The organism is Sphingomonas oryzagri, from assembly GCF_029906645.1.
In the GTDB taxonomy this organism is placed as follows: Bacteria; Pseudomonadota; Alphaproteobacteria; order Sphingomonadales; family Sphingomonadaceae; genus Solisphingomonas; species Solisphingomonas oryzagri.
The window spans coordinates 497,005-521,166 of the sequence record NZ_JARYGZ010000002.1; the positions used below are offsets into that span (position 1 = coordinate 497,005).

Below are 24,162 nucleotides of genomic sequence, written 5' to 3' on the forward strand. Positions count from 1 at the left end.
CGTGCGGCGGGGCGTCACTTCTTCCGCCAGTGGATGTCGATGGACTGTTCGGCGTCGGCCAGCACGCGGCCGATCGGCCAGTCGGACTTGGCGCCTTCCTCCAGCGCTTCTTCCAGCACGCGCTTCTTCTCGTCGCCGTCGATCGTGATGAAGATCGAGCGGGCCGCCAGGATCGCCGAGCGGGTCAGCGTCACGCGGGCCACGGGGGCTTCGGGCGGCAGCGGATCGGGGGTGAGACCGATCGCCTTCTTCTTGGACGACAGCGCCTCGTCATAATCGGGGCCGTGGAAGATCGAGGCAGTGTGGCCGTTGGTGCCCATGCCGAGCCAGACGAGATCCGGCGGCCAGTGCAGGTCGGCAAGGCGCGCATCCGCCGCCTCGCCCGCCTGCCGCACGCCAAGATTGGCGGACGCCAGCGGGATCACGCGGGCGCCCAGCGGCATGAAGTTGCGCGCCAGCAGGTTGGCGTTGCTCAGCGGATCGGTGACGTCGACCAGCCGGTCGTCGCCCGGCACGATCGTGATCTTCTTCCAAGGGAATTTCTGGGTCTTCAGCTTCTCGAACACCGGGATCGGCGACTTGCCGCCGGGCAGCGCCAGCAGACATTCGTTGCGCGCGTCGATCGCGCTTTCGATGATGAAGCCGATATCGCCGGCGAGCTGTTCGGCCAGCTCCTCGGCATTATCGTAATCCCACCATTCGGCCTCAATCATTCCAATGCACTCCATCGCGTTCGGTGAGGGCAATCGCGGCGGACGGCCCCCAGGTTCCCGCCGAATAGGGGCGGGGGGTGACGTTCGCGGCGTCCCAGCCGTCGCGGATAGCATCGATCCACTGCCATTGCGCCTCCACCTCGTCGCGGCGGACGAACAGGGTGGGATCGCCCTCGATCAGATCGAGCAGCAGCCGCTCATACGCTATACGGCGACGGAAACCGGCGAAGGCGGTGGTAAGCGAGAGATCGAGCGGAACCTCGCGAAGCCGGATGCCCTCGCGATCGAGGCCCGGCTCCTTGGCCATCACCGTCAGCCGGATATTCTCTTCCGGCTGGAGGCGGATGACCAGCTTGTTCGATTGCAGCACCGCGCCGCGCCCGGCGAAGATCGAGTGGGGCACCTCGCGGAACTGGATGACGATCTCGCTGTGCCGGTTGGGCAGGCGCTTGCCGGTGCGCAGGTAGAAGGGCACGCCGTGCCAGCGCCAGTTGTCGACATGCGCCTTCACCGCCACGAAGGTTTCGGTGCCGGAAGGCTGCTTCAGCTCGTCGATATAGCCGGGCACCGATTTCCCGCCGACGGCACCCTCGGTATATTGGCCGCGCACGGTGTGGGTCGCCACCGTGGCCCGGTCGATCGGCCGGAGCGAGCGCAGCACCTTCACCTTTTCGTCGCGCACGGACCGCGGACCGAATCGCGCCGGGGCCTCCATCGCCACCAGCGCGAGCAGCTGGAGCATGTGGTTCTGCAGCATGTCGCGCAGCGCGCCGACGCCGTCATAATAAGAGACGCGGCCTTCCAGGCCGACCGTCTCCGAGACGGTGATCTGGACATGCTCGATATTCTCGGCATTCCACAGCGGCTCGAACATGCGGTTGCCGAAGCGCAGCGCCAGCAGGTTCTGGACGGTTTCCTTGCCGAGATAGTGATCGATGCGGAACGTCTGCCCCTCGGTATAAGCGGCCGCCACCGCGTCGTTGATCACCGCGGAGGAGGCGAGATCGTGGCCGAGCGGCTTTTCGAGGCCGATGCGACAGTTCGGGCCGTCCAGCCCCGCCTTCTGCAGCCCCGCGATCGTCGATCCGAAGAGTGACGGTGCGGTCGACAGATAGATGGCGGTGTGCTGGTTGGGATCGTCGCCCATTACGCCGGACAGGGCCGAGAAGCTCTCCGGCTTGGAGGCGTCGAGCGGCACATAGTGCAGCCGGTCGAGGAAGGAGGGGATCGCGTCGGGCACGCGCGCCTCGGGCGACAGGAACTTGTCCAGCGCTTCGGCGGCGGCGGCGCGGAAGCCCGCATCGTCCAGATCGGACCGCGCGGTGCCGATGATCTTGAGGTCCGGGCCGATCAGCTTTTCGGCATGGAGCGAGAAAAGCGACGGCAGCAGCATCCGCTGCGACAGGTCGCCGGTCGCGCCGAACAGCAGTAGGCGAGTCGCCGGAAGGACGGCGGAAGGCGGGGTACGGGCGAAAGCGTCGGTCATGCAGGCTCCCTCGACGCGGCTTCTGACGAGCGCGGCACCCCTTTGGCGCAACGCCGCGCAAAAGGCCAGATGGCAGCGTTGTCTTTATTCGATCTCTCCATGTCGTTCGCCTTGGCTGGATCTCGCGAAGGGTGTCGCGAGGCAGAATATGGGCGTTAACCCTGCTTTTTCACGAGTCGTTAGGCATTCCGCGCAATTATCCCGCGCATGACCCAGGCCGCCATTCCCAGCTTCGCCCGCCGCTCGCGTTTCGCGTTTGCCGCCGCCGTGCTGCTCGCGCTGCTCGTCACGGTGGTCGAGGTGCCGCGCGCCGCGCCTGTCACCGCATCGGCGCCCGCGCTCATCGCCTGATTGATCGATGCGCGCCCGCTTGCTATGCGGCGGCTCGTGAGCAACCAACCGCCCGAAACCATCCGCGTCAATGCCTCGCGCGTCATCTGCGACGGCGCCAGCGACATTCCCACCGGTGCCGCGCTCGGCCATCCGCGCGTGTTTCTGGAAATCGACGAGGAAGGCTTCGTCGAATGCGGCTATTGTGATCGCCGCTTCGTGCTGATCGGCGGCCCGGCGGACCATTCGGAAGCCGCCTGACGGCTTTGGCTTCGGTGGGTTTCACTGGCGCCTGCCCGCGCCTATATCGGCAGGCATGATCAGCCTCTCCGATCCCCGCTCCTTCCTCTATCGCGACGGGCTGGACCCGGATGCGGCCCAGCGTCTCGCCGCCAGCACGCTCGGCGCCTGCGACGATGGCGAACTCTACCTCCAATATCTGGCGTCGGAGAGCTTCGGGTTCGACGACGGCCGGTTGAAGACCGCCGATTTCACCACCCAGTCCGGCTTCGGCCTGCGCGGTGTGTCGGGCGAGACGACCGCCTTCGCTCACGCCAACGAGATCAGCGAACGCGCCATCCTGCGCGCCGCCGAGACGATGCGTCTGCTCGATCCGGCCAAGGGGCAGAAGTCCGCGCCGCCGACGCGCACCAACCGCCATCTCTACGGCGAGGCGAATCCGCTCGATCTGGTGCCCTTCGCCAAGAAGGTCGATCTGTGCCAGCGTATCGACGCGATGGCCCGTGCGCGCGATCCGCGCGTCGCGCAGGTCTCGGTCGGTCTCTCCGGCTCGTGGAGCGTGGTCGAGATCGTGCGGCCGGACGGCTTCCTCGCCACCGACGTACGCCCGCTGGTGCGCCTCAACGTCTCGATCGTCGCCGAGCAGAACGGCCGACGCGAGGCGGGCTTCTTCGGGCTGGGCGGCCGCTACCTTTACGATCGCCTGTTCGAGACCGCGACGTGGGAGCGCGCGATCGACGAGGCGCTGGCGCAGGCCTTGGTCAATCTGGAAGCGGTCGCGGCGCCGGCCGGCGAGATGACCGTGGTGTGCGGCTCCGGCTGGCCCGGCGTGCTGCTCCACGAAGCGATCGGCCATGGCCTCGAAGGCGATTTCAACCGCAAGGGCTCGTCGGCCTTCTCGGGCCGCATCGGCGAGCGGGTGGCGGCGCCGGGCGTCACCGTGATCGACGATGGCTCGCTCGGCGAGCGGCGCGGCTCGCTCTCGATCGACGACGAGGGCACGCCGACCCAGGCCAACACCTTGATCGAGGACGGCATCCTGAAAGGCTATATGCAGGACCGGCTGAACGCCCGGCTGATGGGCGTGCCCGCCACCGGCAACGGCCGTCGCGAGAGCTTCGCCCACGCCCCGATGCCGCGCATGACCAACACCTTCATGCTGGGCGGCCAGGACGACCCAGCCGAGATCCTTGGTCGCGTGAAGAATGGCATCTACGCCAAGAGCTTCGGCGGCGGGCAGGTGGACATCACGTCGGGCAAGTTCGTCTTCTCCTGCACCGAGGCTTACCGGATCGAGAACGGCAAGCTCGGCGCCCCGATCAAGGGCGCGACTTTGATCGGCGACGGCCCGTCGGTCCTCACCCGCGTCCAGGCGATCGGCAACGACATGGCGCTGGACGAGGGCATCGGCATCTGCGGCAAGGGCGGGCAGTCGGTGCCGGCCGGGGTCGGCCAGCCGACCCTGCTGATCGATCGCCTGACGGTCGGCGGTACGGCCGCCGCCTGATGGCTCTGGTCGAGGTCGAGACCTTTCCCAATGCGATGATCGCCGAGATGGCGCGCGCCCGGCTGGCGGCCGAGGGGATCGAGGCGGTGCTGTTCGATGGTGGCGTCGCCAGCATCGGCCTCGGCGGCCTCACCCCCGCGCGGCTGATGGTGCCCGAGGCGGACGAGGCGCTCGCGATGCGGTTGCTTGGCGAGCCCGACTAGATCGGGATCAGATCACGAAGTCGTGCACGAACGGCGTCGCGGGATTTTCCTCGACCTGCTTGGGCGTGTCATACTGTTCGATCTTGCCGTTCGACAGGATCGCCACCTTGTCGGCCAGCGCGAAGGCCTCCTCGCGATCGTGCGTCACGAAGATCGAGGTGAGGCCGACGCGATCATGGATCTCCCGCAGGGCCACGCGGAGTTCGCGGCGGACCTTGGCGTCGAGCGCGCCGAAGGGTTCGTCGAGCAACAGGATGTCCGGCTCACGGGCCAGCGCGCGGGCGAGCGCCACGCGCTGCCGCTGGCCGCCCGACAGCTGCGAGGGGAAGCGCTTGCCGAGATCGGGCAGCTGGACGAGATCGAGCAGTTCCTGCACCCGCGCCGCGATCGCAGCCTTTTTCGGCCGCGCCTTGCCTTTCATCACGGTCAGCCCGAACGCGATGTTTTCGGCCACCGTCATGTGACGGAACAGGGCATAGTGCTGGAACACGAAGCCGATCTTGCGATCCTGCACCGATCGGTCGGTCACGTCCTCGCCGTGGAAGAGGATATGGCCCGAATCGGCCGTCTCCAGCCCCGCGATGATGCGCAGGAGGGTCGTCTTGCCCGAGCCCGAGGGACCGAGCAGCGCGACGAAGCTGCCATCCTCGATCTCGAGGCTGACGCCGTTGAGCGCCGAGCTTGTGTCGAAGGTCTTGGTGATGGCGTCGATGGTAATCGTCATCTCAGGTCTCTGTTGGTCGCGATCGGCAAGCGATCGCTTAGTGTCCCGTCGCCGAAAGCTGGTCGGCGTAGCGCCACTCCAGCAGCGCCTTCACGCCCAGCGTCACCAGCGCGAGGCCGGCGAGCAGCGAGGCGACGGCGAACGCGGCCGTGAAATTATATTCGTTGTAGAGCACTTCGACGTGCAGCGGCATCGTGTTGGTGAGGCCCCGGATATGGCCCGACACCACCGACACCGCACCGAACTCGCCCATCGCGCGCGCGTTGGTGAGCAGCACGCCGTAGAGCAGCCCCCAGCGGATGTTGGGCAAGGTCACGTGCCAGAAGGTCTGGAAGCCGCCCGCGCCAAGCGTCAGCGCCGCCTCCTCTTCTGCTCGGCCTTGCGCGGTCATGAGCGGGATCAGTTCGCGCGCCACGAAGGGGAAGGTGACGAAGGTGGTCGCGATCACGATCGCCGGCACCGCGAACATGATGCGGATGCCGTGGCTCATCAGGAACGGCCCGAACCAGCCGTTGGCGCCGAACAGCAGCACGAACATCAGCCCAGCCACCACCGGCGAGACAGAGAAGGGCAGGTCGATCAAGTTGACCAGCAGCTGACGTCCCCGGAAATCGTGCTTGGAGATCGCCCAGGCGGCGGCCATGCCGAACACGCTGTTGATCGGCACCGTGATCGCGGCGGTGAGCAGGGTGAGTTTGATCGAGGCCCAGGCATCGGGTTGCACCAGTGCGTCGGCGAACGCACTCAAGCCCTTGGAAAAGGCCTGCGCGAAAACGGCGACCAGTGGCGCGAAGATGATCAGTGCCAGCCACAGGAAAGCAATGCCGATGAGGAGTGCGCGGATCGGCGCCGGCTCGGTGGTCGCCTTCCTCACTGGCCGGTACTCCGCCATTTGCGCTCGCGCGCCTGGATGCCGTTGATCGCCGCCAGCATCAGGAAGGAGACGACCAGCATCACCGCCGCGATGGCGGTGGCGCCCTCATAATCGAACTGTTCGAGTTGCGTCACGATCAGCAGCGGCGCGATCTCGGACTGGAAGGGCATGTTGCCGGCGATGAAGATCACCGAGCCATATTCGCCCACCCCGCGCGCGAAGGCGAGCGCGAAGCCGGTGAGCAGGGCCGGCATGATCTCGGGCAGCAGCACGCGGCGGAAGATGGTGAGCCGGTTCGCGCCGAGCGTCGCGGCGGCCTCTTCGATATCCTTGCCCAGATCGGCCAGCACCGGCTCGATCGTGCGGACCACGAAGGGCAGGCCGATGAACACCATCGCCACCACCACGCCGGCCGGCGTGTAGGCGATCTTGATGCCGACCTTCTCCAGCGCCCCGCCGACGAAGCCGGTGTTCGCGTAGATGGCGGTGAGCGCGATGCCCGCCACCGCCGTCGGCAATGCGAAGGGCAGATCGACCAGCGCGCTCGCCAGCTTCTTGCCGGGGAAGGAATAGCGCACGAGCACCCAGGCGATCAGCGTGCCGAACACGCCGTTGATCGCCGCCGCGCCCAAAGCGGCGCCGAAGCTCAGACGATAGGCGGCGAGAGCGCGCGGCGAAAACGCCACCTCCGCGAAATGGACCGGGCCGAGGCTGAGCGAGCGGATCAGCACTGCTGCCAGCGGCAGCAGCACGAGCAGCCCCAGCCACAGCATCGTCATGCCGAGCGTAAGGCCGAGGCCCGGCATGGCCGAGCGCGCCCGTTTGCGCCGGCTCGCCGTCACGGGCGTGGAGAGAGCCGGCGCAGTGGTCATCAGAAGTCGAAATGCAACCTCGTCGCGAAGGCATCGCCCTTCGCGGTGGTGCCGTTGAGCGAGACGGGGGCCGCGACGAGCGGCGAATTCTGCCCTTCAAAGCGGATATAGTTGAAGAGCACCTTCACGTTCCCCGTCAGATACCAGTTCAGCGCGGCGGTCCACGCATGGGCGTCATGATCGAGCGGCGACAGCGCGTGCTCGGTCAGGTTGAGGCGGTCGTAGCGCACGGCCAGCTCGAAGGCACCCCAGTTTCCCTTGAGGGGGTCAAAGGGACGGATGGGCTTGAGCCGGTCGATCGCGCCGCCGCGGAAGGTGCGCGATTCGCCGGTGAGGAACAGCGACCCGAAGGCGTACCAGCCGTCGAAGTTGAGCGACGGCGCTGCCCCGAACTGGTCGAGGTGCATGTGGTTATATTCGCCCTGCACCGAGAAGGGGCCGTACACGGCGGCACCCTCGAACCCGTAATAGGTCGCGTTGCTGACGCCGGTCTGCGGGCCGCCGGCGGGGTTGGTGCCGGCGATCGTCACCGATTCGATATTGCCGTTGTCGACGCGCACATTGGGGCGATCGGCGAGCGTCACCGAATTTCCGGCGAGATCCTTCACGTGATAGGCGGACGCGCCGAGGTGGATCAGGTGGCGCGCGTCGTTGATCGGCTCGACCGTCACGCGGCCGTTATAGCCCCACACCTCGTCCGGTGTGGTGGCGTTGCGGCTGATCGATTCGTTCGCGCCGTAGAGGCCGCCTGTCGCGGTCAGCCATTTGTTCGCGTAGCCGACGGTCAGGCCGACGCGGCGCTCGCCGCCCACCGCGCCGAACGCGGTGTTGGCCATGCCGCGTTCCATGAACTCGTTGAACGCGTCCGGGCTGTTGGCTTCCAGGCCCGCCGGTATCTTAAGCTGGCCGGCGGTGATGGTGAGGTTCTTCACCCCGGTATAGGCGACATAGGCATCGAGCAGGGTGGTTTGCCCGCCGACCCACTCGGCCTCGAGCCGCCAGGCGATCTGTTTGAACGCGGTGCCGTCGAAGCCGAAGCGGCCGCGCCGGATCTGAGTGCCGTTATTATAGTCGTAGCCGCCCTTGCGCTCGTTGAAGGCGGCATAGTCGACATCGAGGATGCCGCGCGGCTTAAAGGTGAAATTGCCGTCCGGCGAAGTGAATTGCGGCACGTAGGACCAGGCGGTCTGCGTCTGCTTGGGCAGCGCCGGGACGGGCGGCGGCGGTGGAGGGGCTGCGGCAGCGACCGCCGTCGTCACCTGCGAAGGGATGGTGGCGACCGTCGCCTGCTGCTGGTCGAGCTGGCGGTGGAGGTCCGCATTCTCGGCCTGAAGCGCGTCGACCTTGGCTTCGAGCGCGTTCAGGCGCTCCAGAATGGCGGCATTGGAGACGGGTTTGGCGGCAAGCGCCGGGGAAGCGGCGAGCGCCACGATGGACGCCCCGCCGAGCAGCAGGTTTCGCATGATGAAAAGCCCCTCTTTATCTCGTTCTCAGGCGGGGCGGGGGTGCTGCGCTCTCAGCGCCCCCGCCTGGCCTGCGCACTGTACCTCAGTGCTTGGCAGCGGCGAAGATCTGGTCGAAGGCCGCGCCGTCGGCGAAATGCGCGGCCTGCGCCCTGGCCCAGCCGCCGAAATTGCGATCGATGGTGAAAAGCTGGAGGCGCGGGAACTTGGCGGCATATTGCTTCGCCACCACCGGATCGATCGGCCGGTAATAATCCTTGGCGATGATCTGCTGCGCGGGCCGCGTGTAGAGATAGTTCAGATAGGCGGTCGCCACCTTGCGCGTGCCCTTCTGGTCGACATTCTTGTCGACGATTGAGACCGGCGGCTCGGCGCGGATCGAGACCGACGGCACCACGATGTCGAACTTGCCCTGGCCGAGCTGGTTGACCGCGAGGAACGCCTCGTTCTCCCACGCCAGCAGCACGTCGCCCTGCCCGCGCTCGACGAAGGTGGTGGTCGCCCCGCGCGCGCCCGAATCGAGCACCGGCACGTTCTTGAACAGCTTGATCATGTAATCCTTGGCCTTGGGGCCATAGGTCTTCTGCGCGTAGCCCCACGCTGCCAGATAATTCCAGCGCGCCCCGCCCGAGGTCTTGGGGTTGGGCGTGATCACCTGCACGCCCGGCTTGATCAGGTCGCCCCAGTCCTTGATGCCCTTGGGGTTGCCCTTGCGGACGAGGAACACGATCGTCGAATAATAAGGCGTGGAATTGTGCGGCAGGCGGCTCTGCCAGTTGGCCGGCAGCAGCTTCGCCTTCTGCGCGATCGAATCGATATCGTAGCCGAGCGCCAGCGTCACCACGTCGGCGGGCGATCCCTCGATGACCGAACGCGCCTGCGCGCCCGAACCGCCGTGGCTCTGGCGGATGGTGACGTCCTGCCCGGTCTTCGCCTTCCAGTCCTTCGCAAAGGCGGCGTCGATATCCTGATAGAGTTCTCGGGTCGGATCGTAGGAGACGTTGAGGATCTCGACGGGCGCAGGCGCGGCGGCGGCGGCGGACAGCGCGATCGGCCCGGCGACCAGCGAAGCGGCGATGCCGGCAAGAATGAAGCGGCGATACATGACGGTTCCTTCCCCGATAAGGTCGCGAGAAGGCTATTTCCTATTTCTACAGTCGAGAAATAGAGAAAACTTCACCAACCCCAAGCCGCGCTTTCTACCAGCGTCGCATGACAGGTTCAGGCGGCGAGCGTCTCGATCGCGGCGGCGTCGGCCAGAGTCGTGCCGGAAAGGATGCGATCGGCCTCGGTGCGCACCTGTGCCATCACCCTGCGGATCGCGCAGGTCGCCTCGTCGTGGCAATCGCCGCAGCGCGCGTAGAAATTGAGGCTGGCGCAGGGCACCAGTGCCAGCGGGCCGTCCATCAGCCGGATCACCTCGGCGAAGCTGATCTCCGCAGGCTTGCGCGCCAGCACGTAGCCGCCGCCGGGGCCGCGCCGGCTCGTCACCATGCCCGCCTTCTTGAGATCGAGCAGGATCAGCTCCAGATACTTTCGCGGCACCTGCTGTGTCGCGGCGATGTCAGCGACCTGCACCGATCGGCCGTGATCGGCTTCTGCGAGGTAGAGCAGCGCACGCAGCGCATAGCGGGTCTTCTGGGCGAGCATGACGGGGACCGCCTTATTCCCCAGCACCTTGCTCGGCAATGAAGCAGTTCGTCGAAAAAGCGATTTCGTCTTGACGCGGCGAAATGGCCTCACCGCGCGACGCTTTCCTTATTGCGCGCCAGCGGCTATGGCGCGCGCCAATTGTAAGACGCTTTGAACGTACGAGGATTGATGGCGAAAGAAGAACTTCTCGAGATGCGTGGCCAGGTGGTGGAGCTTCTGCCCAACGCCATGTTCCGCGTGCGCCTCGAAAATGACCACGAGATTCTGGGTCACACCGCCGGCAAGATGCGCAAGAATCGCATCCGCGTGCTGGTCGGCGACGAGGTGCTCGTCGAGCTGACGCCCTACGATCTCACCAAGGGCCGCATCACCTACCGCTTCAAGTAATCGGAGCGCGGGGGTGACCTGCGCTTCGCAAAACGGGGGTTCCGATATGCGCTTCGTTCTGGCGTCCGCCAGTCCGCGCCGGCTGGAGTTGCTGGCGCGGCTCGGCATCGCGCCCGACGCCATCGACCCCGCCGACGTGGACGAGAGTCCGCGCCGGCTGGAGCTGCCACTGCCCCATGCCCGCCGCCTCGCTGCCGAGAAGGCGGCCGTTGTGGCCGCACGTCACCCCGGCGCGCTGGTGCTCGCCTCCGATACGGTGGTTGCTTGCGGGCGCCGCATTCTGCCCAAGGCCGAGGACGAGCGCACCGCGCGCCAGTGTCTGGACCTACTCTCCGGCCGCCGCCACCGCGTCCATTCGACGGTGACGCTGATCGATGGCGAGGGACGGGCGCGCCATCGCGAATCGACCAGCGTGCTGGCCTTCAAACGCCTCTCCCCGCAGGAGATCGACGCTTATGTCGCGGGTGGCGAATGGCACGGCAAGGCGGGCGGCTACGCCATCCAGGGCTTTGCCGAGAGCTTCGTGAAGAGCCTTGCCGGCAGCCATTCGGGCGTGATGGGGTTGCCCTTGTTCGAGACGCGCGCCCTGCTTGTTGCCGCGGGACTGACCCTTGGCTGAATGGATCCTCGACGAGGGAATCGGAGAACATCGCGCCGCCCTTGTCGAAGGCGACACCATTCTCGAAGCGGCGATCGACCGGCTCGACGATCGCCTGCGCGTCGGCGCGATCGTCGCCGCCAAGATCGGCGAACGGGTGGGGCAGGGGGCGTGGCTCGCCACCGCGCAGGGCGATGCCGTGCTCGAATCGGTGCCGCGTGGATTGTCCCAGGGTCGTACCCTGCTGGTCGAGATCGTGCGCGAGGCGATTCCCGAGCCGGGCCGCCTCAAGCCGCCGCGTGCCCGTGCCAGCGACGCGACCGAGGAGCGCGCCGCGCCCACGCTGGCCGAGCGCTTTCCCGATGCCCGTCGCTTGTCCGCGCACGATCCGGACCTGCTGGAGCGCGCCGGCTGGTCCGAGCTGATCGAGCAGGCCGATACCGGGGAGATCGACTTTCCCGGTGGGGCGCTGCGCCTCTCCCCCACGCCGGCCATGGCGCTGTTCGATGTCGATGGTCCGCTGCCGGCGGCGGAACTGGCCGTGCTTGGCGCGCGCGCGTCGGCACAGGCGGTACGCCGGCTGGCGATCGGCGGATCGATCGGCATCGATCTTCCGACGCTGGGTTCCAAGGCGGAGCGCGCCGCTGCCGCCGAGGCGATCGACGCCGCCTTGCCGCAGCCGTTCGAGCGCACGGCGGTCAATGGCTTCGGCTTCGTCCAGATCGTCCGGCCCCGCCCCCGCGCCTCGATCCCCGAGCTGATCCGCGCCGATCCGGCGCTGGCCGCAGCCCTGGGGTTGCTGCGCGGTGCGAGCCACGGCCATGGCGCGCGCACGCTCGTCGGTGCGCCTGCCGTGATCGATCGCGTCCGCTCCCAGTGGATCGATCAGCTCGCCCGGCGGATCGGCGGCGCCGTCGCCTTGCGGGCCGAGCCGGTGCTCGCCATATCGGCCGGGCATGTCGAACCCTGATCCCATCCGTCGCGCGGAGCGCTGCCCGGTCTGCGGCAAGCCCGTCGCCACCGCGCACGCCCCCTTCTGCGGCCAGGGCTGCCGTGATCGCGATCTGCTGCAGTGGCTGGGCGAAGGCTATCGCATGCCCGGCCCGCGCGCCGAGACGGACGAGCAGGAATAGGGCTGGACAGGCACGGTTCCATGTCCCTATAGGCGCCGCTCGCTTCGCTTCAGACGCGACGCCCGGGTAGCTCAGTTGGTAGAGCACGTGACTGAAAATCACGGTGTCGGCGGTTCGATTCCGTCCCCGGGCACCATTTCCCAAGAGCGCTGAAACCGTCAGCCTGCCTCGACGAACGGATGGCGGGCACGCAGGCCGTCGCTGGCCCGCTCGACCACCGCGATCTCGAAGGCGGTGCCGGTCGGCCGCGCTTCCCAGTTGCAGTGCGCGTGCGTGTCGCGCGAATAGACCTTGATCGTGCCGGCGACCTTGCGCCAGCGCTGCGCGCCGCCGCCATGGGTGCGCGCGATTTCGCGGACCAGCAGGTCGCGCAATTCGGTTCCTGTCATGGCCGCCCCGTGCCGCGATCCGCCGCGTCTGTCGAGTGGCGGCGCGCAGCGGCGGCTGTTAGGAAGCGATCATGCGTTCGCTGATCCTCCTGCTGTTCGGCCTCGTCGCGGGCGCCGTGCTGTTCCATGTCTATTATCTGGGGCTCGCGCCGACGGCACGCTGCGGCTGGGATCACCCGATCGACGGGCAGGCGCGCAAGGCCTGCGTCGCGACCGCCACCTTCACGGGATACGCCAATGGCGCGCGCAAGGCGCTCGATCACCTGATCGACGACGTGGACAACTGAGGAGAAGAACCGGCGGGCGTGGTGGAGCTGAGGGGAATCGAACCCCTGACCTCTGCAGTGCGATTGCAGCGCTCTCCCATCTGAGCTACAGCCCCGCACCGCCGGTGGGCGCTCCCTTTAGCGGCGCTTTTCCGGCCTTGCAACGCGCAAAAGCGGCGTCTCCCAAAATGATCGCCAGCGGTCGCCTGGTCATTGGTCGCGAACCGCTCTCCGCTGGCCGCTCCGACGCTTCGACGCGCCCGTAACGATCGGAACGGCAAGGCTTTTCTCCCGTTTTAGCCCAACGATCGCACGGACGCCGCGACAGCGGCTGATACCGTGCGACAGGCTTGTCCCCATTCGCAGGAGAAAGGACGTCCCCATGGGCTATGAACGCAACGACCGCTACGGCGCCGACCGCAATTATCGCAGCGAGTTCCGCGATCCGCGCTACGACAACCCCAACGATCGCGGCTTCTTCGAGCGTGCGGGCGACGAGATCCGCTCCTGGTTCGGCGATGAGGATGCCGAGCGTCGCCGCCGTATGGATGAGCGGTTCGACGAGCGCTACGACCGCGAATATGGCAGCCGCGACCGCTACGAGACCGGCGGCCGCTATGCCGATTATGCGCCGGGCGGCTATCGCAGCCCCGATCGCTATCCGAGCTGGAGCCGCTCGAACCGCGACGAGGGTTATCGCGCCTCCGGTTATTCGCGCGGCTATGCGCCGAGTTCCTATCATTATCAGGCGACGGGCGAGGATCGTCAGTTCGAGACCGGCTACCCGGATAGCTATCGCTCGCGCGGCAGCTATGCGGATACCGGCTATCGCTACGGCAGCGACCGCGACCGCGACTCGCGTGACGACGAATATCGCGCTTATTATGCCGGCGCTCGCGACGAGCGCGGCAATGACGTCCACGGCTACGGCAACTGGCGCAACCGCCAGCTCAGCCAGTTCGACCGCGATTATGACGAATATCGCCGCGAACATCAGAGCCGCTTCGAGAACGAGTTCGCGAGCTGGCGGCAGAACCGCCAGACCCAGCGCGATTCGCTCGGCTCGGTGACCGAACATATGGAAGTGGTCGGCTCGGACGGCACGCATGTCGGCAAGGTCGATCATGTGCGCGGCGATCGCATCCTGCTGACCAAGACCGATCGCGACGCCGGTGGCCACCACCATTCGATCCCGTCGTCTTGGATCCAGTCGGTCGACGACAAAGTCCACCTCGCCAAGACGGCGGTCGAGGCGCAGCAGGCGTGGCGCGACGAGGACAGCAATCGCGGCCTGTTCGGGCGCGACCGCGATGACGATGATCGCGGTGCGACCAATCTCAACCGGAGCTTTTCCGGCACCTACTGAGGGGCGCGTGACAGCATCCTGAGGGCGAAGGCCCGGCCGAGCGATCGGCCGGGCCTTTTTGCTTATGCGATGCTCACGCGGCGCGCACGAACCGCTCCTCGAACGCTGATGCGGGCCGGGCCTATCGGACGCCGTGTAGTGCGGTGCGGCGTCCTGTCGCGCGCCTGTCGTTCGAGGATCTCGTCGCCATGCAGGATTTTCTATGGATCGCCGCGATGCTGGGGCTGCTCGCCCTGACGCTCGCTTATGTCCGCCTCTGCGATCATGCGTGAGGACCGGCCATGACCCTCGACCTCTGGCTCGCCGCGATCACGGCGATCGGCCTGCTCCTCTATCTCGTCGCGGTCCTGCTGCGGCCCGAGAAATTCTGAGCCTGGAGACCCCATGATGACCGCTTCAGGCTGGATCCTGATATTCGCCTTCGTGGCTGTGCTGCTGGCGCTGACCAAGCCGGTCGGTGTCTGGCTGTTCGCCCTTTACGAAGGCCGTCGTACCCCGCTCCACACCGTACTCGGCCCGGTCGAGCGCGGCTTCTACAAGCTCTCCGGCATCGATCCGACGGAAGAGCAGAGCTGGCGCCGCTACGCGGTGCATATGCTGGTGTTCAACGCGGTGCTGATGCTGTTCACCTATGCGGTGCTGCGGCTGCAGGCGGTGTTGCCGCTCAACGCGGGCGGGCTCGCCGGCCTGCCGCAGCATCTCGCGGCGAACACGGCGGTGAGCTTCACCACCAACACCAACTGGCAGAGCTATTCGGGCGAGTCGACGATGTCGAACCTCAGCCAGATGCTCGGCCTCACCATCCACAACTTCCTGAGTGCCGCGACCGGCATCGCGCTGGCCTTCGCGCTGTTCCGTGGCTTCGCGCGTCGCGAGATGAAGACGATCGGCAATTTCTGGGCGGATTGCACGAGGATCACGCTCTATCTGCTGCTGCCGATCTCGATCGTCTATGCGTTGTATCTCGCCGCCAGCGGCGTGCCGCAGACGCTCGCGTCCTCGGTGGACGTCACCACGCTGGAGGGCGCCAAGCAGACCTTGATGCTCGGGCCGGTCGCTTCGCAGGAAGCGATCAAGATGCTCGGCACCAACGGCGGCGGCTTCTTCAACGCCAACTCCGCCCATCCGTTCGAGAATCCGAGCGCGATGACGAACTTCATCCAGATGCTGTCGATCTTCCTGATCGGATTCGGCCTCACCTGGTGCTTCGGCAAGGCGGTGGGCAACACGAAGCAGGGCTGGGCGATCTTCTCGGCGATGGTGCTGATCTTCCTCGCCGGCGTGGCGGTCTGCTATTCGCAGGAGGCGGCGGGCAATCCGGTGCTCCATCATCTCGGCGTCCCCGGCGCCAACATGGAGGGCAAGGAGGTGCGCTTCGGCGCGGCGGCCTCGGCCTTGTTCGCGGTGGTGACGACGGCGGCATCGTGCGGCGCGGTCAACGCCATGCACGACAGCTTCACCGCACTCGGCGGGCTTGTGCCGCTGTTCAACATCCAGCTCGGCGAAGTCGTGGTCGGCGGCGTCGGCGCGGGCATCTACGGCTTCCTGCTGTTCGCCATCCTCGCCGTGTTCGTCGCCGGGCTGATGGTGGGCCGCACGCCCGAATATGTCGGCAAGAAGATCGAAAGCCGCGAGGTGAAGCTGTCGGTGCTGGCGATTGCGGTGCTGCCGCTCGTGATTCTCGGCATGACGGCGATCTCCAGCGTCGTGGCGCCCGGTCTCGCCGGGCCGCTCAACAAGGGGCCGCACGGCTTTTCGGAGATCCTCTACGCCTTCACCAGCGCCGTCGGGAACAACGGCTCCGCCTTCGCCGGCCTGACCGCCTCGACACCTTATTATGACGGGATGCTGGCGGTGGCGATGTGGATCGGCCGCTTCTTCATCATCGTGCCGATGCTGGCGGTCGCGGGATCGCTCGCCGCCAAGAAATACACGCCGGAAAGCGCGGGATCCTTCCCGACGACCGGCCCACTGTGGGTGGGCCTGCTGGTTGGCATCGTGCTGATCCTCGGCGGCCTCACCTTCCTGCCGAGCCTCGCGCTCGGCCCGATCGCCGATCATCTCGCGATGATCAACGGCCAGCTCTTCTGAAGGTCACAACCATGGCCCGTTCCGCCACTCTCTTCACGCCCGAGCTGATCCTGCCTGCGGTGGGCGATTCGTTCCGCAAGCTCAATCCGAAGGAGCTGGTCCGCAACCCGGTGATGTTCGTCACCGCCTGCGTGGCTGCCCTGCTCACCATCCTGCTAATCGTCGGGCACGACAGCCTCGGCGTGGGCTTCAAGCTGCAGCTGGTCGTGTGGCTCTGGCTGACCGTGCTGTTCGGTACGTTTGCGGAAGCCTTGGCCGAAGGACGCGGCAAGGCGCAGGCCGCCTCGCTGCGCGCCACCAAGGCGGAACTGACGGCCAAGCGCATCAAGGGCAGTGGCATCGAGCCGGTCCCCGCCAGCGGCTTACGCAAGGGCGATATCGTGCTGGTCGAGACCGGTGACCTGATCCCCGCCGATGGCGAGGTGGTGGACGGTGTCGCCTCGGTCAACGAGGCCGCGATTACCGGCGAGAGCGCGCCCGTGATCCGCGAGGCGGGCGGAGATCGCTCGGCCGTCACTGCGGGCACGCGTGTCATCTCCGACCAGATCAAGGTGCGCGTCACCGTCGATCCCGGCCAGGGCTTCCTCGATCGCATGATCGCGCTGGTGGAAGGCGCCGAGCGGCAGAAGACGCCCAACGAGATCGCGCTGACCATCCTGCTCGTCGGCCTGACGATCATCTTCCTGATCGCGGTGGGCACGATCCCAGGCTTCACTGCCTATGCGGGTGGCGCGGTGCCGGTGGCGATCCTCGCCGCGCTGCTGATCACCTTGATCCCGACGACGATCGCGGCCCTCCTTTCGGCGATCGGCATCGCCGGCATGGACCGGCTGGTGCGTTTCAACGTGCTCGCCAAATCGGGCCGTGCGGTGGAAGCCGCTGGCGACGTCGACACTTTGCTGCTCGATAAGACCGGCACGATCACCATCGGCGACCGTGCCGCGACCGAATTCCGTCCCGTCAGCGGCGTCACCCGCAACGAGCTGGCCGAAGCGGCGCTACTGGCGAGCCTCGCCGACGAGACGCCCGAGGGCCGTTCGATCGTCGTCCTCGCCCGCGAACAGTTCGGCGTGACGACCGAGGCGCTCCCCGCTGGTGCCGAGATCATCCCCTTCACCGCGCAGACTCGCATTTCGGGCGTGAAGTTCGGCGATACGCTGATCGAGAAGGGTGCGGTGGATTCGATCCTCAAGGCGCATGCCGGTCTCGGCGGCTCCACCGCCGCCGCCGATCTGCGTCGCTCCACCGAGGAGATCGCCCGCGCCGGGATGACTCCGCTCGCGGTGGCGAAGGACGGGCGCCTGCTCGGCTCGATCGCCCTCAAGGACATCGTGAAGGCCGGCATCAAGGAGCGGTTCGGCGAGCTGCGCAAGATGGGCATCCGCACTGTGATGATCACCGGCGACAACCCGCTCACCGCCGCCGCCATCGCCGCCGAGGCGGGCGTCGACGATTTCCTCGCGCAGGCGACGCCCGAGGACAAATTGGACCTCATCCGCAAGGAGCAGGCCGGCGGCAAGCTGGTGGCGATGTGCGGCGACGGCACCAACGACGCTCCCGCACTTGCCCAGGCCGATGTCGGCGTGGCGATGAACACCGGCACGCAGGCGGCGCGCGAGGCGGGCAACATGGTCGATCTCGACAGCGATCCGACCAAGCTGATCGAGGTGGTCGGCCTCGGCAAGCAATTGCTGATGACGCGCGGCGCGCTCACCACCTTCTCAGTCGCCAACGACGTCGCCAAATATTTCGCGATCATCCCGGCGATGTTCGTGGCGATCTATCCGGGGCTTAAGGTGCTCAACATCATGGGCCTGTCATCGCCCCAGTCGGCGATCCTGTCGGCGATCATCTTCAACGCGCTGATCATCCCGCTGCTCGTGCCGCTCGTGCTCAAGGGCGTGACGTACCGGCCGATCGGCGCTGGCCCGCTGCTCCGCCGCAACCTCGCCATCTATGGCCTCGGCGGCCTGATCGCGCCCTTCATCGGCATCAAGCTGATCGACCTGCTGGTCGGCGGCCTGCACCTCGCCTGAGGACATCATCATGAGCAAAGACCTCACCACCTCGCTCCGCCCCGCGCTGGTCATGACCGGGCTGTTCGCGCTGACGCTCGGCATCGCCTATCCGCTCGCCATCACCGGCGTCGCCCAGCTCGCCTTCCCCCGCCAGGCAAATGGCAGCCTCGTCGAGCAGAACGGCAAGGCGATCGGATCGGAACTGATCGGCCAGAACTTCGCAGAGGACCGGTATTTTCACCCCCGCCCGTCGGCCGCCGGCAAGGGCTATGACGCGACCGCCTCGTCAGGCTCCAATTTCGGGCCGACCTCCCAGGCGCTTGTCGACCGGGTGAAGGGCGACGTCGCCAAGGTTTCCGTACCAGGGAAAATCATTCCACCCGACCTGGTCACGGCCTCCGCCTCGGGGCTCGACCCCGATCTCAGCCCCGAGGCGGCTTTGTATCAGGTGGACCGGGTGGCCGCCTCGCGCCACCTCCCGGCGGCGCAGATCGAGGCGCTGGTACGCCGCTCGATCGATACGCCGCTCATCCCGTTTCTCGGCGATCGCCACGTCAACGTGCTGGCGCTCAACCAGGCGCTCGATCATCTGGCGGCCACTGGACACTGAAGGCTGCTTTTGTCCGTGCGCCGCGGCGGTCAGCCGCGGCCACGCCCGTAATGGCTGGGCGGCACGCCGAGCACGCGATGGAACATCGCGGTGAACGAGCTCGGGCTTTCATAGCCGACATCGTAGGCGATGTTGGTGATCGGACGGCCCTCGCCGAGCATCGAGAGCGCCGCCATCAGCCGGATCTGCTGGCGCCACATCGCGAACGCCATGTCGGTTTCCGCCCGGAAGGCGCGCGTGAAGGTACGCCGCCCCATGCCGGCCTCGCGGGCGAGCGCGTCGAGGTCGCGCTGGTCGGCCGGATCGGCGATGATGATGTCGCACACCCGCTTCAGCCGCCGGTCGTGCGGGATCGGTGCCGAGAGCGGGATGGCCGGCGCGCGCGCCACCTCGTCGAGCAGCAGCCGGACGATCTGGCCCTCGCGCCCGTCCGCCTCATAGCCATCGCCGAAACCCAATACCTCCTGAATCAGCGCGCGGACGAGTAGCGACACGTCGAACACGCGAGCCTCGCTCAGTTGGCCCGGCATATCGGGATCGATCTGGACGAGATTGAACGTCACCGGCCCGCGGCACGAAATCTCGTGCATGGCCTCGGCCGGCAGCCAGATCGCGCGGTGCGGGGGCAGTACGTAGCTCGCGACCTCGGTCACCACCGATATCACGCCCGTGAGCACATAGACGACGAGCGCGCGATCGCGGCTGCCAAAAGCATCGACATGGCCCGCCGGATAGTGATCGGTCACCCCGACCACCGGCCCGATCGTCAGCGGCAAATCCGCACTGCGCTTCATGACGCGTGAGCGTAGCTCAAGTTCGGGCCCATGCCCATGGGTGTCAGAGTGTCCGCAGACCGCTTGCGTGGGCGTGGTTTCCGATCCATGACCCATAGACGGAGGGGACAAGACGGAACCGCAGCGCGACAGGCTTGGCGAGCAGACGGCGAGGGAGACGATCCTCTCTCGGCTGGCGCATCGTTACGGCCAGGCGCTGGGCCGCTTCTTCGAGCGGCGGGTGGCGGTGAAGGCCGATGTTCCCGATCTGGTGCAGGACGTGTTCCTGCGGCTCAGCAGGATGCCGGATCCGGCGGCGATCGAGAAGCCCGAGCATTTCCTGTTCGTCACCGCCGCCAACGTGCTCAAGGACCGCGCGCGTCGCGAGGCGGTGCGCGGCGCCGGCCTGCACGACGAATTGCTCGACGATGGTCTGATCGGTTCGGAGATTCCGCCGGACCGCGTCTTGGAAAGCAGGGAGGCGGCGGAACGCCTGCAGGCGGTCCTGCTCGAGCTTCCCGAACGGACCCGCGACGTCTTCGTGCTGCGCGTGCTGGAGGGAGTGAAGATGGCCGACGTCGCCCGCGCCCTCGGCATCTCGACGCGCGCTGCCGAGAAGCATCAGGCCAAGGCGCTCGCCCGCGTCACCGCCGCGCTGGAGGATTGGCGCCATGGGTGACGCCCTCCTTGCCGAAGCGGCGCTCTGGCACGAGCGGATGCTGGACCCGAGCGACGCGACGCGCGCCGCCTTCGCGGCCTGGCGCTCGATGAGCGCGGATCATGCCGAGGCCTATGCGCGGGTCGGTGCGGCGCGAGAGACTGCAAGCGCGCTCGGCGAGCAGCCGGCCCTGCTCTCGCTTCGCCAGCAGACGCTCGCCCGCACGATGCTGGGCCGCAGGTCGAGGCGCATCCCGCCGCGCGCGGTGGCCGCCGCCGCCCTGCTGCTGGCCGGCGCGCCGCTCGCCGCGCTCGGCATCCATGCATGGGTTCCGCACAAGGTGGAGCAGGCCGACACCCAGACCTTCCGCACCGGCATCGGCCAGCAGACCGATGTGACCCTGCCCGACGGCTCCGTCGTCACGCTCGATACGGCCAGCCGGCTGGCCGTATCCTATGATGGCGGCACCCGACATCTGCGGCTCGACGGGCAGGGCTGGTTCAGGCTCAAGCCTTCCGGCACCCCGTACGTGATCAGCGCCGGCGGGCATGATTTCTCCGCCGGTCAGGGCCAGTTCGATCTCCGCACCGATCCGGGGCAGGTCCGCGCCTTCGCCGCGCAGGGGCAGCTCACCCTCACGGGCGGCGATTCCTCGGTGACGGTGGAGCCGGGCCACTTGCTTTCCGCGCAGGGCAGCGACGTGCTGATCCGCCGGCTCGACAACCCGGCGAGCATCACCGGCTGGCGGAGTGGCCTGCTCCAGTTCGACAACCTGACGCTGGCGGACGCGGCCAGCGAAATCAACCGCTACCGCCGCCGGCCGATCCGCATCGCGGACAACCGCGCGGCGAGCCTGCGTGTCTCCGGTGCCTTCCATACGGCGGAGACCCCCGCCTTCGTCGATGCCCTCACCACGGGCTTCCCCCTGCGCGTGAAGCAGGATAGCAGCGAGGCTGTCGTCATCGCCTCACGCTGAGGTGACAAAAAAGTTTCGGTAGGGGGTTCGGCTTTTGGAAGGCCTTGCGTCTTGTCCCTTGAAGGTCCCGCGTACGACGGGATCGCGAGGGAGGAGGCAGGTGCCATGGCGATACCGTTCCAGCGCTGCGCTCGCGATTCTGCTCGTCACCGCTCTGTGGCCCGGTCGCTCGATCGCGGCACCGCCACTTTCCTTCGACATTCCCGGCACCACTTTGTCGGACGCACTGGCCCGGTTCGCGCGGCAGAGCGGACGGCAATTGCTGTTTGCGCCGTCGGATGTGGCGGGCCGGCGAGGCGCGTCCGTGCATGGTTCGCTCGATCCGGATCGGGCGCTTGCGAAACTGCTCGCGGGATCGGGCCTGCGCGCCCGCGCGGCGCCGGGTGGCGCCATCCTGCTGGAGCCGGTGCCCATGGCTAAGGCGGCGCCTCGCACCCTGATCGATCCGGAGGCGATCGCGCCCGCCGAGGTGGCGAAGGCGCCCGACATCGTCGTGGTCGGCACGCCGGGTGGCGGGCGGCGCCGACAGGAAGCGGCCTTCGCCGTGACCAGCATCGACCGGATCGCGATCGATCGTCTCGCGCCGGCCAGCACTGCCGACGTGCTCAAGCTGGTGCCCGGCCTCACCATCGAAAGCTCGGGCGGCAAGAACGGCGCCAACATCTTCGTGCGCGGCTACCCGTCCGGCGGCGATGCCGAATATGTCACCTTCCAGACTGAGGGCGTGCCTTTCTTCCCGCCGGCGACGCTTTCCTTCCTCGAAAACTCGCAGCTTTACCGGATCGACGAGACGGTGCAGCGGGTCGAGGCGGTGCGTGGTGGCACCGGTGCGCTGTTCGCCTCGGGCCAGCCGGGCGTCACCGTCAACCTCGTCCAGCGCGAGGGCGGCGACCATCTGGAAGGCGTCGCCAAGCTCGATGTGATCGACGATGGCGAAGTGCGGGGCGACGCCCTGCTGTCCGGCCCGCTGGGCAAGGACACGCGCTTCATGATCGGTGGCTACTATTCGCAGGGCGACGGAATCCGCTCGCCGCGCTTCGATGGCGATCGCGGCGGACAGATCACCGCCAATTTGCGCCATGACTTCTCGCGCGGATCGGTTCTGGTCTTCGCCCGCTACCTGAACGATCGCTCGCAGTGGCTGCTGCCGATTCCCGTGGAGCAGAATGGTCGCCACATCAGCGCCTATCCGGGGTTCGACGCGGGCACCGGCACGCTCGCCGGACCGGACACCCGCACCGGCGCGCTGAACGACGGCCAGCGTTACGATCTGGAGGACGGGCGCGGTGCGCGGATCGTCAATCTGGGCGCCAATCTGGAAGGTGATCTCGGCGGCGGTTTCACCGTCCGCGACAAATTGAGCTGGCTTTCCGGCCATGCCGACACCACCGGCCTCGTCTCCGGCGATGTCGCGCCGGAAAGCGCCTCGGCCTTCTCCGCGAGCCTTGGCGGGACCATCGCTTCGCTCACAACCGTGTCGGATGGGCGCGCCGTCTCGCCCGATCAGGCGGTGGTCGAAGCCGGGGTATGGACGGTGCGCAAACGCATCCACGCGCTGGTCAACGACGCGACGCTGGAGTGGAAGGCGGGGCCGAGCAAGGCGACGGTCGGCCTCTATGCGACGCGCTACGGATCGCGCGACCTGTGGAACACCGGCAACGACCTGCTGCTCACCGCCACGCCTAATGCCGAGCGGCTGAACATGACGCTCACCAACGGCGATATCGTGACGCGCGACGGGTTCGCCAGCGGTGCGAGCTTCCTCGTCAATGCGCGCTACACCGGCACCGACCTCGCTTTCTACGGTGCCGAGGAGCTGAAGCTCAGCGACCGGGTGCGAATCGATGCCGGCGTTCGCCACCAACATCATCGTGTCGACGGCACGGTCGCCGACAATCAGGCGGCGGGGCCGGGCGGCCTCGATGGCAATCCGCTCACCCTCTACGACAATGACGACGTGGTGCTCTCCGGTACCAGCACGCGCCTGCGCTATCGTGGCGGCGCCTGGTCGTGGACGGTCGGCGTTAACGTCGACATCACGCACAGCCTCGGCACCTTCGCGCGGTTCAGCCACGGCAACAGCTTCCCCTTCTTCGACAATCTGCGCGACGGCATCACTGTCGTGCCGCAGGTCGATACGGTGGAGGGCGGCATCAAGCTCTCGACCCGACCGCTCAGCCTCTACGCCACGCTCTTCCACAACAGTTTCCGGGGCCTCGCCACCACCGTGATCACCAACGGCGCGCCGCTCGCCTCGATCGGCGGCGCGCGCGCGACCGGCGTGGAGCTGGAAGGCGTGTGGCGGCCCACGAAGCCGATCTCGGTCACCTTCTCGGGCACCTGGCTCGACGCGCATTACCGCCATTTCTACACCGACGACGGTCTGACCGATCTCACCGGCAACCGCGTCCAGCGCCAGCCCGAATGGCAATGGCGGGTGACGCCCGCCTGGGACTTCGCGATCGGCGGCCGCAAGGCGAGCCTTTCCACTACCGTCAGCTATATGGGCGATCGCTGGTCCGACGTGCAGAACGCGCAGCTGCTCCCGCGCTTCTGGAAGTGGGATGCGGGCCTCAGCATCGACATGACGTCGCGCCTGCGCCTGCAGGCTACCGCCGACAACATCACCAACGCCATCGGGCTGACCGAAGGCAATCCGCGCATGCTCGGCGCGCAGGGGACGGGGGCGATCTTCGCGCGCCCGATCCTCGGCCGCTCGCTCGAGCTCAGCGCAAGATACGGTTTCTAGATCATGGCGCGCAGCCCGCCCTAACCCCGTCCAGGTCCTCCGGATTCCCCAAGACCGACATCGCGCAGCCGACGTGCTTCGCG

At 67.2% G+C, this 24,162-nt stretch carries 28 protein-coding genes and 2 tRNA genes; 19 read left to right on the forward strand and 11 right to left on the reverse strand.

Annotated elements, in window-relative coordinates; genetic code table 11:
• Positions 1-14: 14 nt before the first annotated feature.
• Both pgl and zwf read right to left on the reverse strand, forming a co-directional pair.
• Positions 15-713, reverse strand: coding sequence for a 6-phosphogluconolactonase (gene pgl, locus QGN17_RS16510; protein ID WP_281045690.1), 699 nt, complete (start codon positions 711-713; stop codon positions 15-17).
• Positions 706-2,199, reverse strand: a complete 1,494-nt coding sequence (zwf, locus tag QGN17_RS16515) for a glucose-6-phosphate dehydrogenase (protein WP_281045691.1) — start codon at positions 2,197-2,199, stop codon at positions 706-708. Before zwf ends, pgl begins: the two co-directional genes overlap by 8 nt.
• A gap of 207 nt (positions 2,200-2,406) precedes the next feature.
• On the opposite strand from zwf, the gene QGN17_RS16520 reads away from it, so the two are divergent.
• Genes QGN17_RS16520 through QGN17_RS16535 form a run of 4 tightly spaced genes read left to right on the forward strand, consistent with a single transcriptional unit; the run spans position 2,407 to position 4,479 of the window.
• Entirely contained in the window at positions 2,407-2,550 is a 144-nt protein-coding gene (locus QGN17_RS16520; protein ID WP_281045692.1) for a hypothetical protein, read from the forward strand.
• Positions 2,551-2,574: 24 nt separating this feature from the next.
• Entirely contained in the window at positions 2,575-2,790 is a 216-nt protein-coding gene (locus tag QGN17_RS16525; RefSeq protein ID WP_281045693.1) for a zinc-finger domain-containing protein, read from the forward strand.
• 55 nt (positions 2,791-2,845) lie between these two features.
• Positions 2,846-4,276, forward strand: coding sequence for a metalloprotease TldD (tldD, locus tag QGN17_RS16530; RefSeq protein WP_281045694.1), 1,431 nt, complete (start codon positions 2,846-2,848; stop codon positions 4,274-4,276).
• The gene (locus QGN17_RS16535) at positions 4,276-4,479 is read left to right on the forward strand and encodes a putative signal transducing protein (protein ID WP_281045695.1); all 204 of its coding nucleotides are present in this window, start codon (positions 4,276-4,278) and stop codon (positions 4,477-4,479) included. The genes tldD and QGN17_RS16535 overlap by 1 nt, the downstream gene beginning before the upstream one ends.
• A 7-nt stretch (positions 4,480-4,486) precedes the next feature.
• On the opposite strand, the gene QGN17_RS16540 is transcribed toward QGN17_RS16535, so the two are convergent.
• The 6 genes from QGN17_RS16540 to QGN17_RS16565 all read right to left on the reverse strand — a co-directional run bounded on the left by QGN17_RS16540 (position 4,487) and on the right by QGN17_RS16565 (position 10,062).
• Complete coding sequence (locus QGN17_RS16540) at positions 4,487-5,203, reverse strand: sulfate/molybdate ABC transporter ATP-binding protein (protein ID WP_051034895.1); 717 nt, start codon at positions 5,201-5,203, stop codon at positions 4,487-4,489.
• 37 nt (positions 5,204-5,240) lie between these two features.
• A complete protein-coding gene (gene cysW, locus QGN17_RS16545) occupies positions 5,241-6,077 on the reverse strand; it encodes a sulfate ABC transporter permease subunit CysW (RefSeq protein ID WP_281045696.1) in 837 nt (278 codons plus the stop codon).
• Positions 6,074-6,949, reverse strand: a complete 876-nt coding sequence (cysT, locus tag QGN17_RS16550) for a sulfate ABC transporter permease subunit CysT (RefSeq protein WP_281045697.1) — start codon at positions 6,947-6,949, stop codon at positions 6,074-6,076. The genes cysW and cysT overlap by 4 nt, the downstream gene beginning before the upstream one ends.
• Positions 6,949-8,412: a porin gene (locus QGN17_RS16555; protein WP_281045698.1), complete on the reverse strand. Its 1,464-nt coding sequence runs from the start codon at positions 8,410-8,412 to the stop codon at positions 6,949-6,951. The genes cysT and QGN17_RS16555 overlap by 1 nt, the downstream gene beginning before the upstream one ends.
• A gap of 85 nt (positions 8,413-8,497) precedes the next feature.
• Positions 8,498-9,517, reverse strand: a complete 1,020-nt coding sequence (locus QGN17_RS16560) for a sulfate ABC transporter substrate-binding protein (protein ID WP_281045699.1) — start codon at positions 9,515-9,517, stop codon at positions 8,498-8,500.
• A 116-nt stretch (positions 9,518-9,633) separates the two neighbouring features.
• The gene (locus tag QGN17_RS16565; protein WP_026094916.1) at positions 9,634-10,062 is read right to left on the reverse strand and encodes an RrF2 family transcriptional regulator; all 429 of its coding nucleotides are present in this window, start codon (positions 10,060-10,062) and stop codon (positions 9,634-9,636) included.
• Between the two features lie 171 nt (positions 10,063-10,233).
• Here QGN17_RS16565 and infA point away from each other — a divergent pair, with 171 nt between their 5' ends.
• The 5 genes from infA (at position 10,234) to QGN17_RS16590 (ending at position 12,319) form a co-directional block, all read left to right on the forward strand.
• On the forward strand, positions 10,234-10,452 hold the full coding sequence (infA, locus tag QGN17_RS16570; protein ID WP_003049127.1) for a translation initiation factor IF-1: 219 nt from the start codon (positions 10,234-10,236) through the stop codon (positions 10,450-10,452).
• Between the two features lie 46 nt (positions 10,453-10,498).
• Positions 10,499-11,071 carry a Maf family protein gene (locus tag QGN17_RS16575; RefSeq protein ID WP_281045700.1) on the forward strand — a complete coding sequence of 191 codons (573 nt, stop codon included), beginning with the start codon at positions 10,499-10,501 and terminating at the stop codon, positions 11,069-11,071.
• Positions 11,064-12,020, forward strand: a complete 957-nt coding sequence (locus QGN17_RS16580) for a ribonuclease (RefSeq protein WP_281045701.1) — start codon at positions 11,064-11,066, stop codon at positions 12,018-12,020. The genes QGN17_RS16575 and QGN17_RS16580 overlap by 8 nt, the downstream gene beginning before the upstream one ends.
• On the forward strand, positions 12,007-12,183 hold the full coding sequence (yacG, locus tag QGN17_RS16585; RefSeq protein ID WP_281045702.1) for a DNA gyrase inhibitor YacG: 177 nt from the start codon (positions 12,007-12,009) through the stop codon (positions 12,181-12,183). The genes QGN17_RS16580 and yacG overlap by 14 nt, the downstream gene beginning before the upstream one ends.
• A 60-nt stretch (positions 12,184-12,243) precedes the next feature.
• A tRNA-Phe gene (locus QGN17_RS16590) sits at positions 12,244-12,319 on the forward strand.
• A 22-nt stretch (positions 12,320-12,341) separates the two neighbouring features.
• On the opposite strand, the gene QGN17_RS16595 is transcribed toward QGN17_RS16590, so the two are convergent.
• Positions 12,342-12,572, reverse strand: coding sequence for a hypothetical protein (locus tag QGN17_RS16595; protein ID WP_022692729.1), 231 nt, complete (start codon positions 12,570-12,572; stop codon positions 12,342-12,344).
• 71 nt (positions 12,573-12,643) lie between these two features.
• Here QGN17_RS16595 and QGN17_RS16600 point away from each other — a divergent pair, with 71 nt between their 5' ends.
• A complete protein-coding gene (locus tag QGN17_RS16600; RefSeq protein WP_281045703.1) occupies positions 12,644-12,859 on the forward strand; it encodes a hypothetical protein in 216 nt (71 codons plus the stop codon).
• A 19-nt stretch (positions 12,860-12,878) separates the two neighbouring features.
• Here QGN17_RS16600 and QGN17_RS16605 read toward each other — a convergent pair.
• Positions 12,879-12,954 (reverse strand) — tRNA-Ala (locus tag QGN17_RS16605).
• A 266-nt stretch (positions 12,955-13,220) separates the two neighbouring features.
• Between QGN17_RS16605 and QGN17_RS16610 the strand changes: the two genes are divergently transcribed.
• The 6 genes from QGN17_RS16610 (at position 13,221) to kdpC (ending at position 18,923) form a co-directional block, all read left to right on the forward strand.
• Positions 13,221-14,204, forward strand: coding sequence for a DUF2171 domain-containing protein (locus QGN17_RS16610; protein WP_281045704.1), 984 nt, complete (start codon positions 13,221-13,223; stop codon positions 14,202-14,204).
• Positions 14,205-14,347: 143 nt separating this feature from the next.
• A complete protein-coding gene (locus QGN17_RS16615; RefSeq protein ID WP_281045705.1) occupies positions 14,348-14,476 on the forward strand; it encodes a hypothetical protein in 129 nt (42 codons plus the stop codon).
• A gap of 9 nt (positions 14,477-14,485) precedes the next feature.
• Positions 14,486-14,575, forward strand: coding sequence for a K(+)-transporting ATPase subunit F (kdpF, locus tag QGN17_RS16620; RefSeq protein ID WP_022692732.1), 90 nt, complete (start codon positions 14,486-14,488; stop codon positions 14,573-14,575).
• Positions 14,576-14,591: 16 nt separating this feature from the next.
• A complete protein-coding gene (gene kdpA, locus QGN17_RS16625) occupies positions 14,592-16,295 on the forward strand; it encodes a potassium-transporting ATPase subunit KdpA (protein WP_281045777.1) in 1,704 nt (567 codons plus the stop codon).
• A gap of 11 nt (positions 16,296-16,306) precedes the next feature.
• Complete coding sequence (gene kdpB, locus QGN17_RS16630) at positions 16,307-18,331, forward strand: potassium-transporting ATPase subunit KdpB (RefSeq protein ID WP_281045706.1); 2,025 nt, start codon at positions 16,307-16,309, stop codon at positions 18,329-18,331.
• A 10-nt stretch (positions 18,332-18,341) separates the two neighbouring features.
• On the forward strand, positions 18,342-18,923 hold the full coding sequence (gene kdpC, locus QGN17_RS16635; RefSeq protein ID WP_281045707.1) for a potassium-transporting ATPase subunit KdpC: 582 nt from the start codon (positions 18,342-18,344) through the stop codon (positions 18,921-18,923).
• 29 nt (positions 18,924-18,952) lie between these two features.
• Here kdpC and QGN17_RS16640 read toward each other — a convergent pair whose 3' ends face one another.
• On the reverse strand, positions 18,953-19,717 hold the full coding sequence (locus tag QGN17_RS16640; protein WP_281045708.1) for an AraC family transcriptional regulator: 765 nt from the start codon (positions 19,715-19,717) through the stop codon (positions 18,953-18,955).
• Positions 19,718-19,811: 94 nt separating this feature from the next.
• On the opposite strand from QGN17_RS16640, the gene QGN17_RS16645 reads away from it, so the two are divergent.
• The 3 genes from QGN17_RS16645 (at position 19,812) to QGN17_RS16655 (ending at position 24,079) form a co-directional block, all read left to right on the forward strand.
• Complete coding sequence (locus QGN17_RS16645; RefSeq protein ID WP_281045778.1) at positions 19,812-20,375, forward strand: RNA polymerase sigma factor; 564 nt, start codon at positions 19,812-19,814, stop codon at positions 20,373-20,375.
• Positions 20,368-21,330 (forward strand): FecR family protein, encoded by a 963-nt coding sequence (locus QGN17_RS16650; protein WP_281045709.1) that lies wholly within the window; start codon positions 20,368-20,370, stop codon positions 21,328-21,330. Before QGN17_RS16645 ends, QGN17_RS16650 begins: the two co-directional genes overlap by 8 nt.
• Positions 21,331-21,430: 100 nt before the next feature.
• Positions 21,431-24,079: a TonB-dependent siderophore receptor gene (locus tag QGN17_RS16655; RefSeq protein ID WP_281045710.1), complete on the forward strand. Its 2,649-nt coding sequence runs from the start codon at positions 21,431-21,433 to the stop codon at positions 24,077-24,079.
• The last annotated feature ends 83 nt before the right edge of the window (positions 24,080-24,162 follow it).

What these genes read in the sequence shown, in the direction of transcription:
- QGN17_RS16610 (WP_281045704.1), top strand. Translation starts at nt 13,221, where the DNA reads ATGGGCTATGAACGCAACGACCGCTACGGCGCCGACCGCAATTATCGC.
- QGN17_RS16600 (WP_281045703.1), top strand. Translation starts at nt 12,644, where the DNA reads ATGCGTTCGCTGATCCTCCTGCTGTTCGGCCTCGTCGCGGGCGCCGTG.
- kdpF (WP_022692732.1), top strand. Translation starts at nt 14,486, where the DNA reads ATGACCCTCGACCTCTGGCTCGCCGCGATCACGGCGATCGGCCTGCTC.
- QGN17_RS16540 (WP_051034895.1), bottom strand. Translation starts at nt 5,203, where the DNA reads ATGACGATTACCATCGACGCCATCACCAAGACCTTCGACACAAGCTCG.
- yacG (WP_281045702.1), top strand. Translation starts at nt 12,007, where the DNA reads ATGTCGAACCCTGATCCCATCCGTCGCGCGGAGCGCTGCCCGGTCTGC.
- QGN17_RS16555 (WP_281045698.1), bottom strand. Translation starts at nt 8,412, where the DNA reads ATGCGAAACCTGCTGCTCGGCGGGGCGTCCATCGTGGCGCTCGCCGCT.
- QGN17_RS16535 (WP_281045695.1), top strand. Translation starts at nt 4,276, where the DNA reads ATGGCTCTGGTCGAGGTCGAGACCTTTCCCAATGCGATGATCGCCGAG.
- pgl (WP_281045690.1), bottom strand. Translation starts at nt 713, where the DNA reads ATGATTGAGGCCGAATGGTGGGATTACGATAATGCCGAGGAGCTGGCC.
- infA (WP_003049127.1), top strand. Translation starts at nt 10,234, where the DNA reads ATGGCGAAAGAAGAACTTCTCGAGATGCGTGGCCAGGTGGTGGAGCTT.
- QGN17_RS16595 (WP_022692729.1), bottom strand. Translation starts at nt 12,572, where the DNA reads ATGACAGGAACCGAATTGCGCGACCTGCTGGTCCGCGAAATCGCGCGC.
- kdpC (WP_281045707.1), top strand. Translation starts at nt 18,342, where the DNA reads ATGAGCAAAGACCTCACCACCTCGCTCCGCCCCGCGCTGGTCATGACC.
- QGN17_RS16640 (WP_281045708.1), bottom strand. Translation starts at nt 19,717, where the DNA reads ATGAAGCGCAGTGCGGATTTGCCGCTGACGATCGGGCCGGTGGTCGGG.
- kdpB (WP_281045706.1), top strand. Translation starts at nt 16,307, where the DNA reads ATGGCCCGTTCCGCCACTCTCTTCACGCCCGAGCTGATCCTGCCTGCG.
- tldD (WP_281045694.1), top strand. Translation starts at nt 2,846, where the DNA reads ATGATCAGCCTCTCCGATCCCCGCTCCTTCCTCTATCGCGACGGGCTG.
- kdpA (WP_281045777.1), top strand. Translation starts at nt 14,592, where the DNA reads ATGACCGCTTCAGGCTGGATCCTGATATTCGCCTTCGTGGCTGTGCTG.
- QGN17_RS16525 (WP_281045693.1), top strand. Translation starts at nt 2,575, where the DNA reads ATGCGGCGGCTCGTGAGCAACCAACCGCCCGAAACCATCCGCGTCAAT.
- QGN17_RS16560 (WP_281045699.1), bottom strand. Translation starts at nt 9,517, where the DNA reads ATGTATCGCCGCTTCATTCTTGCCGGCATCGCCGCTTCGCTGGTCGCC.
- QGN17_RS16650 (WP_281045709.1), top strand. Translation starts at nt 20,368, where the DNA reads ATGGGTGACGCCCTCCTTGCCGAAGCGGCGCTCTGGCACGAGCGGATG.
- cysT (WP_281045697.1), bottom strand. Translation starts at nt 6,949, where the DNA reads ATGACCACTGCGCCGGCTCTCTCCACGCCCGTGACGGCGAGCCGGCGC.
- QGN17_RS16565 (WP_026094916.1), bottom strand. Translation starts at nt 10,062, where the DNA reads ATGCTCGCCCAGAAGACCCGCTATGCGCTGCGTGCGCTGCTCTACCTC.
- zwf (WP_281045691.1), bottom strand. Translation starts at nt 2,199, where the DNA reads ATGACCGACGCTTTCGCCCGTACCCCGCCTTCCGCCGTCCTTCCGGCG.
- QGN17_RS16520 (WP_281045692.1), top strand. Translation starts at nt 2,407, where the DNA reads ATGACCCAGGCCGCCATTCCCAGCTTCGCCCGCCGCTCGCGTTTCGCG.
- QGN17_RS16575 (WP_281045700.1), top strand. Translation starts at nt 10,499, where the DNA reads ATGCGCTTCGTTCTGGCGTCCGCCAGTCCGCGCCGGCTGGAGTTGCTG.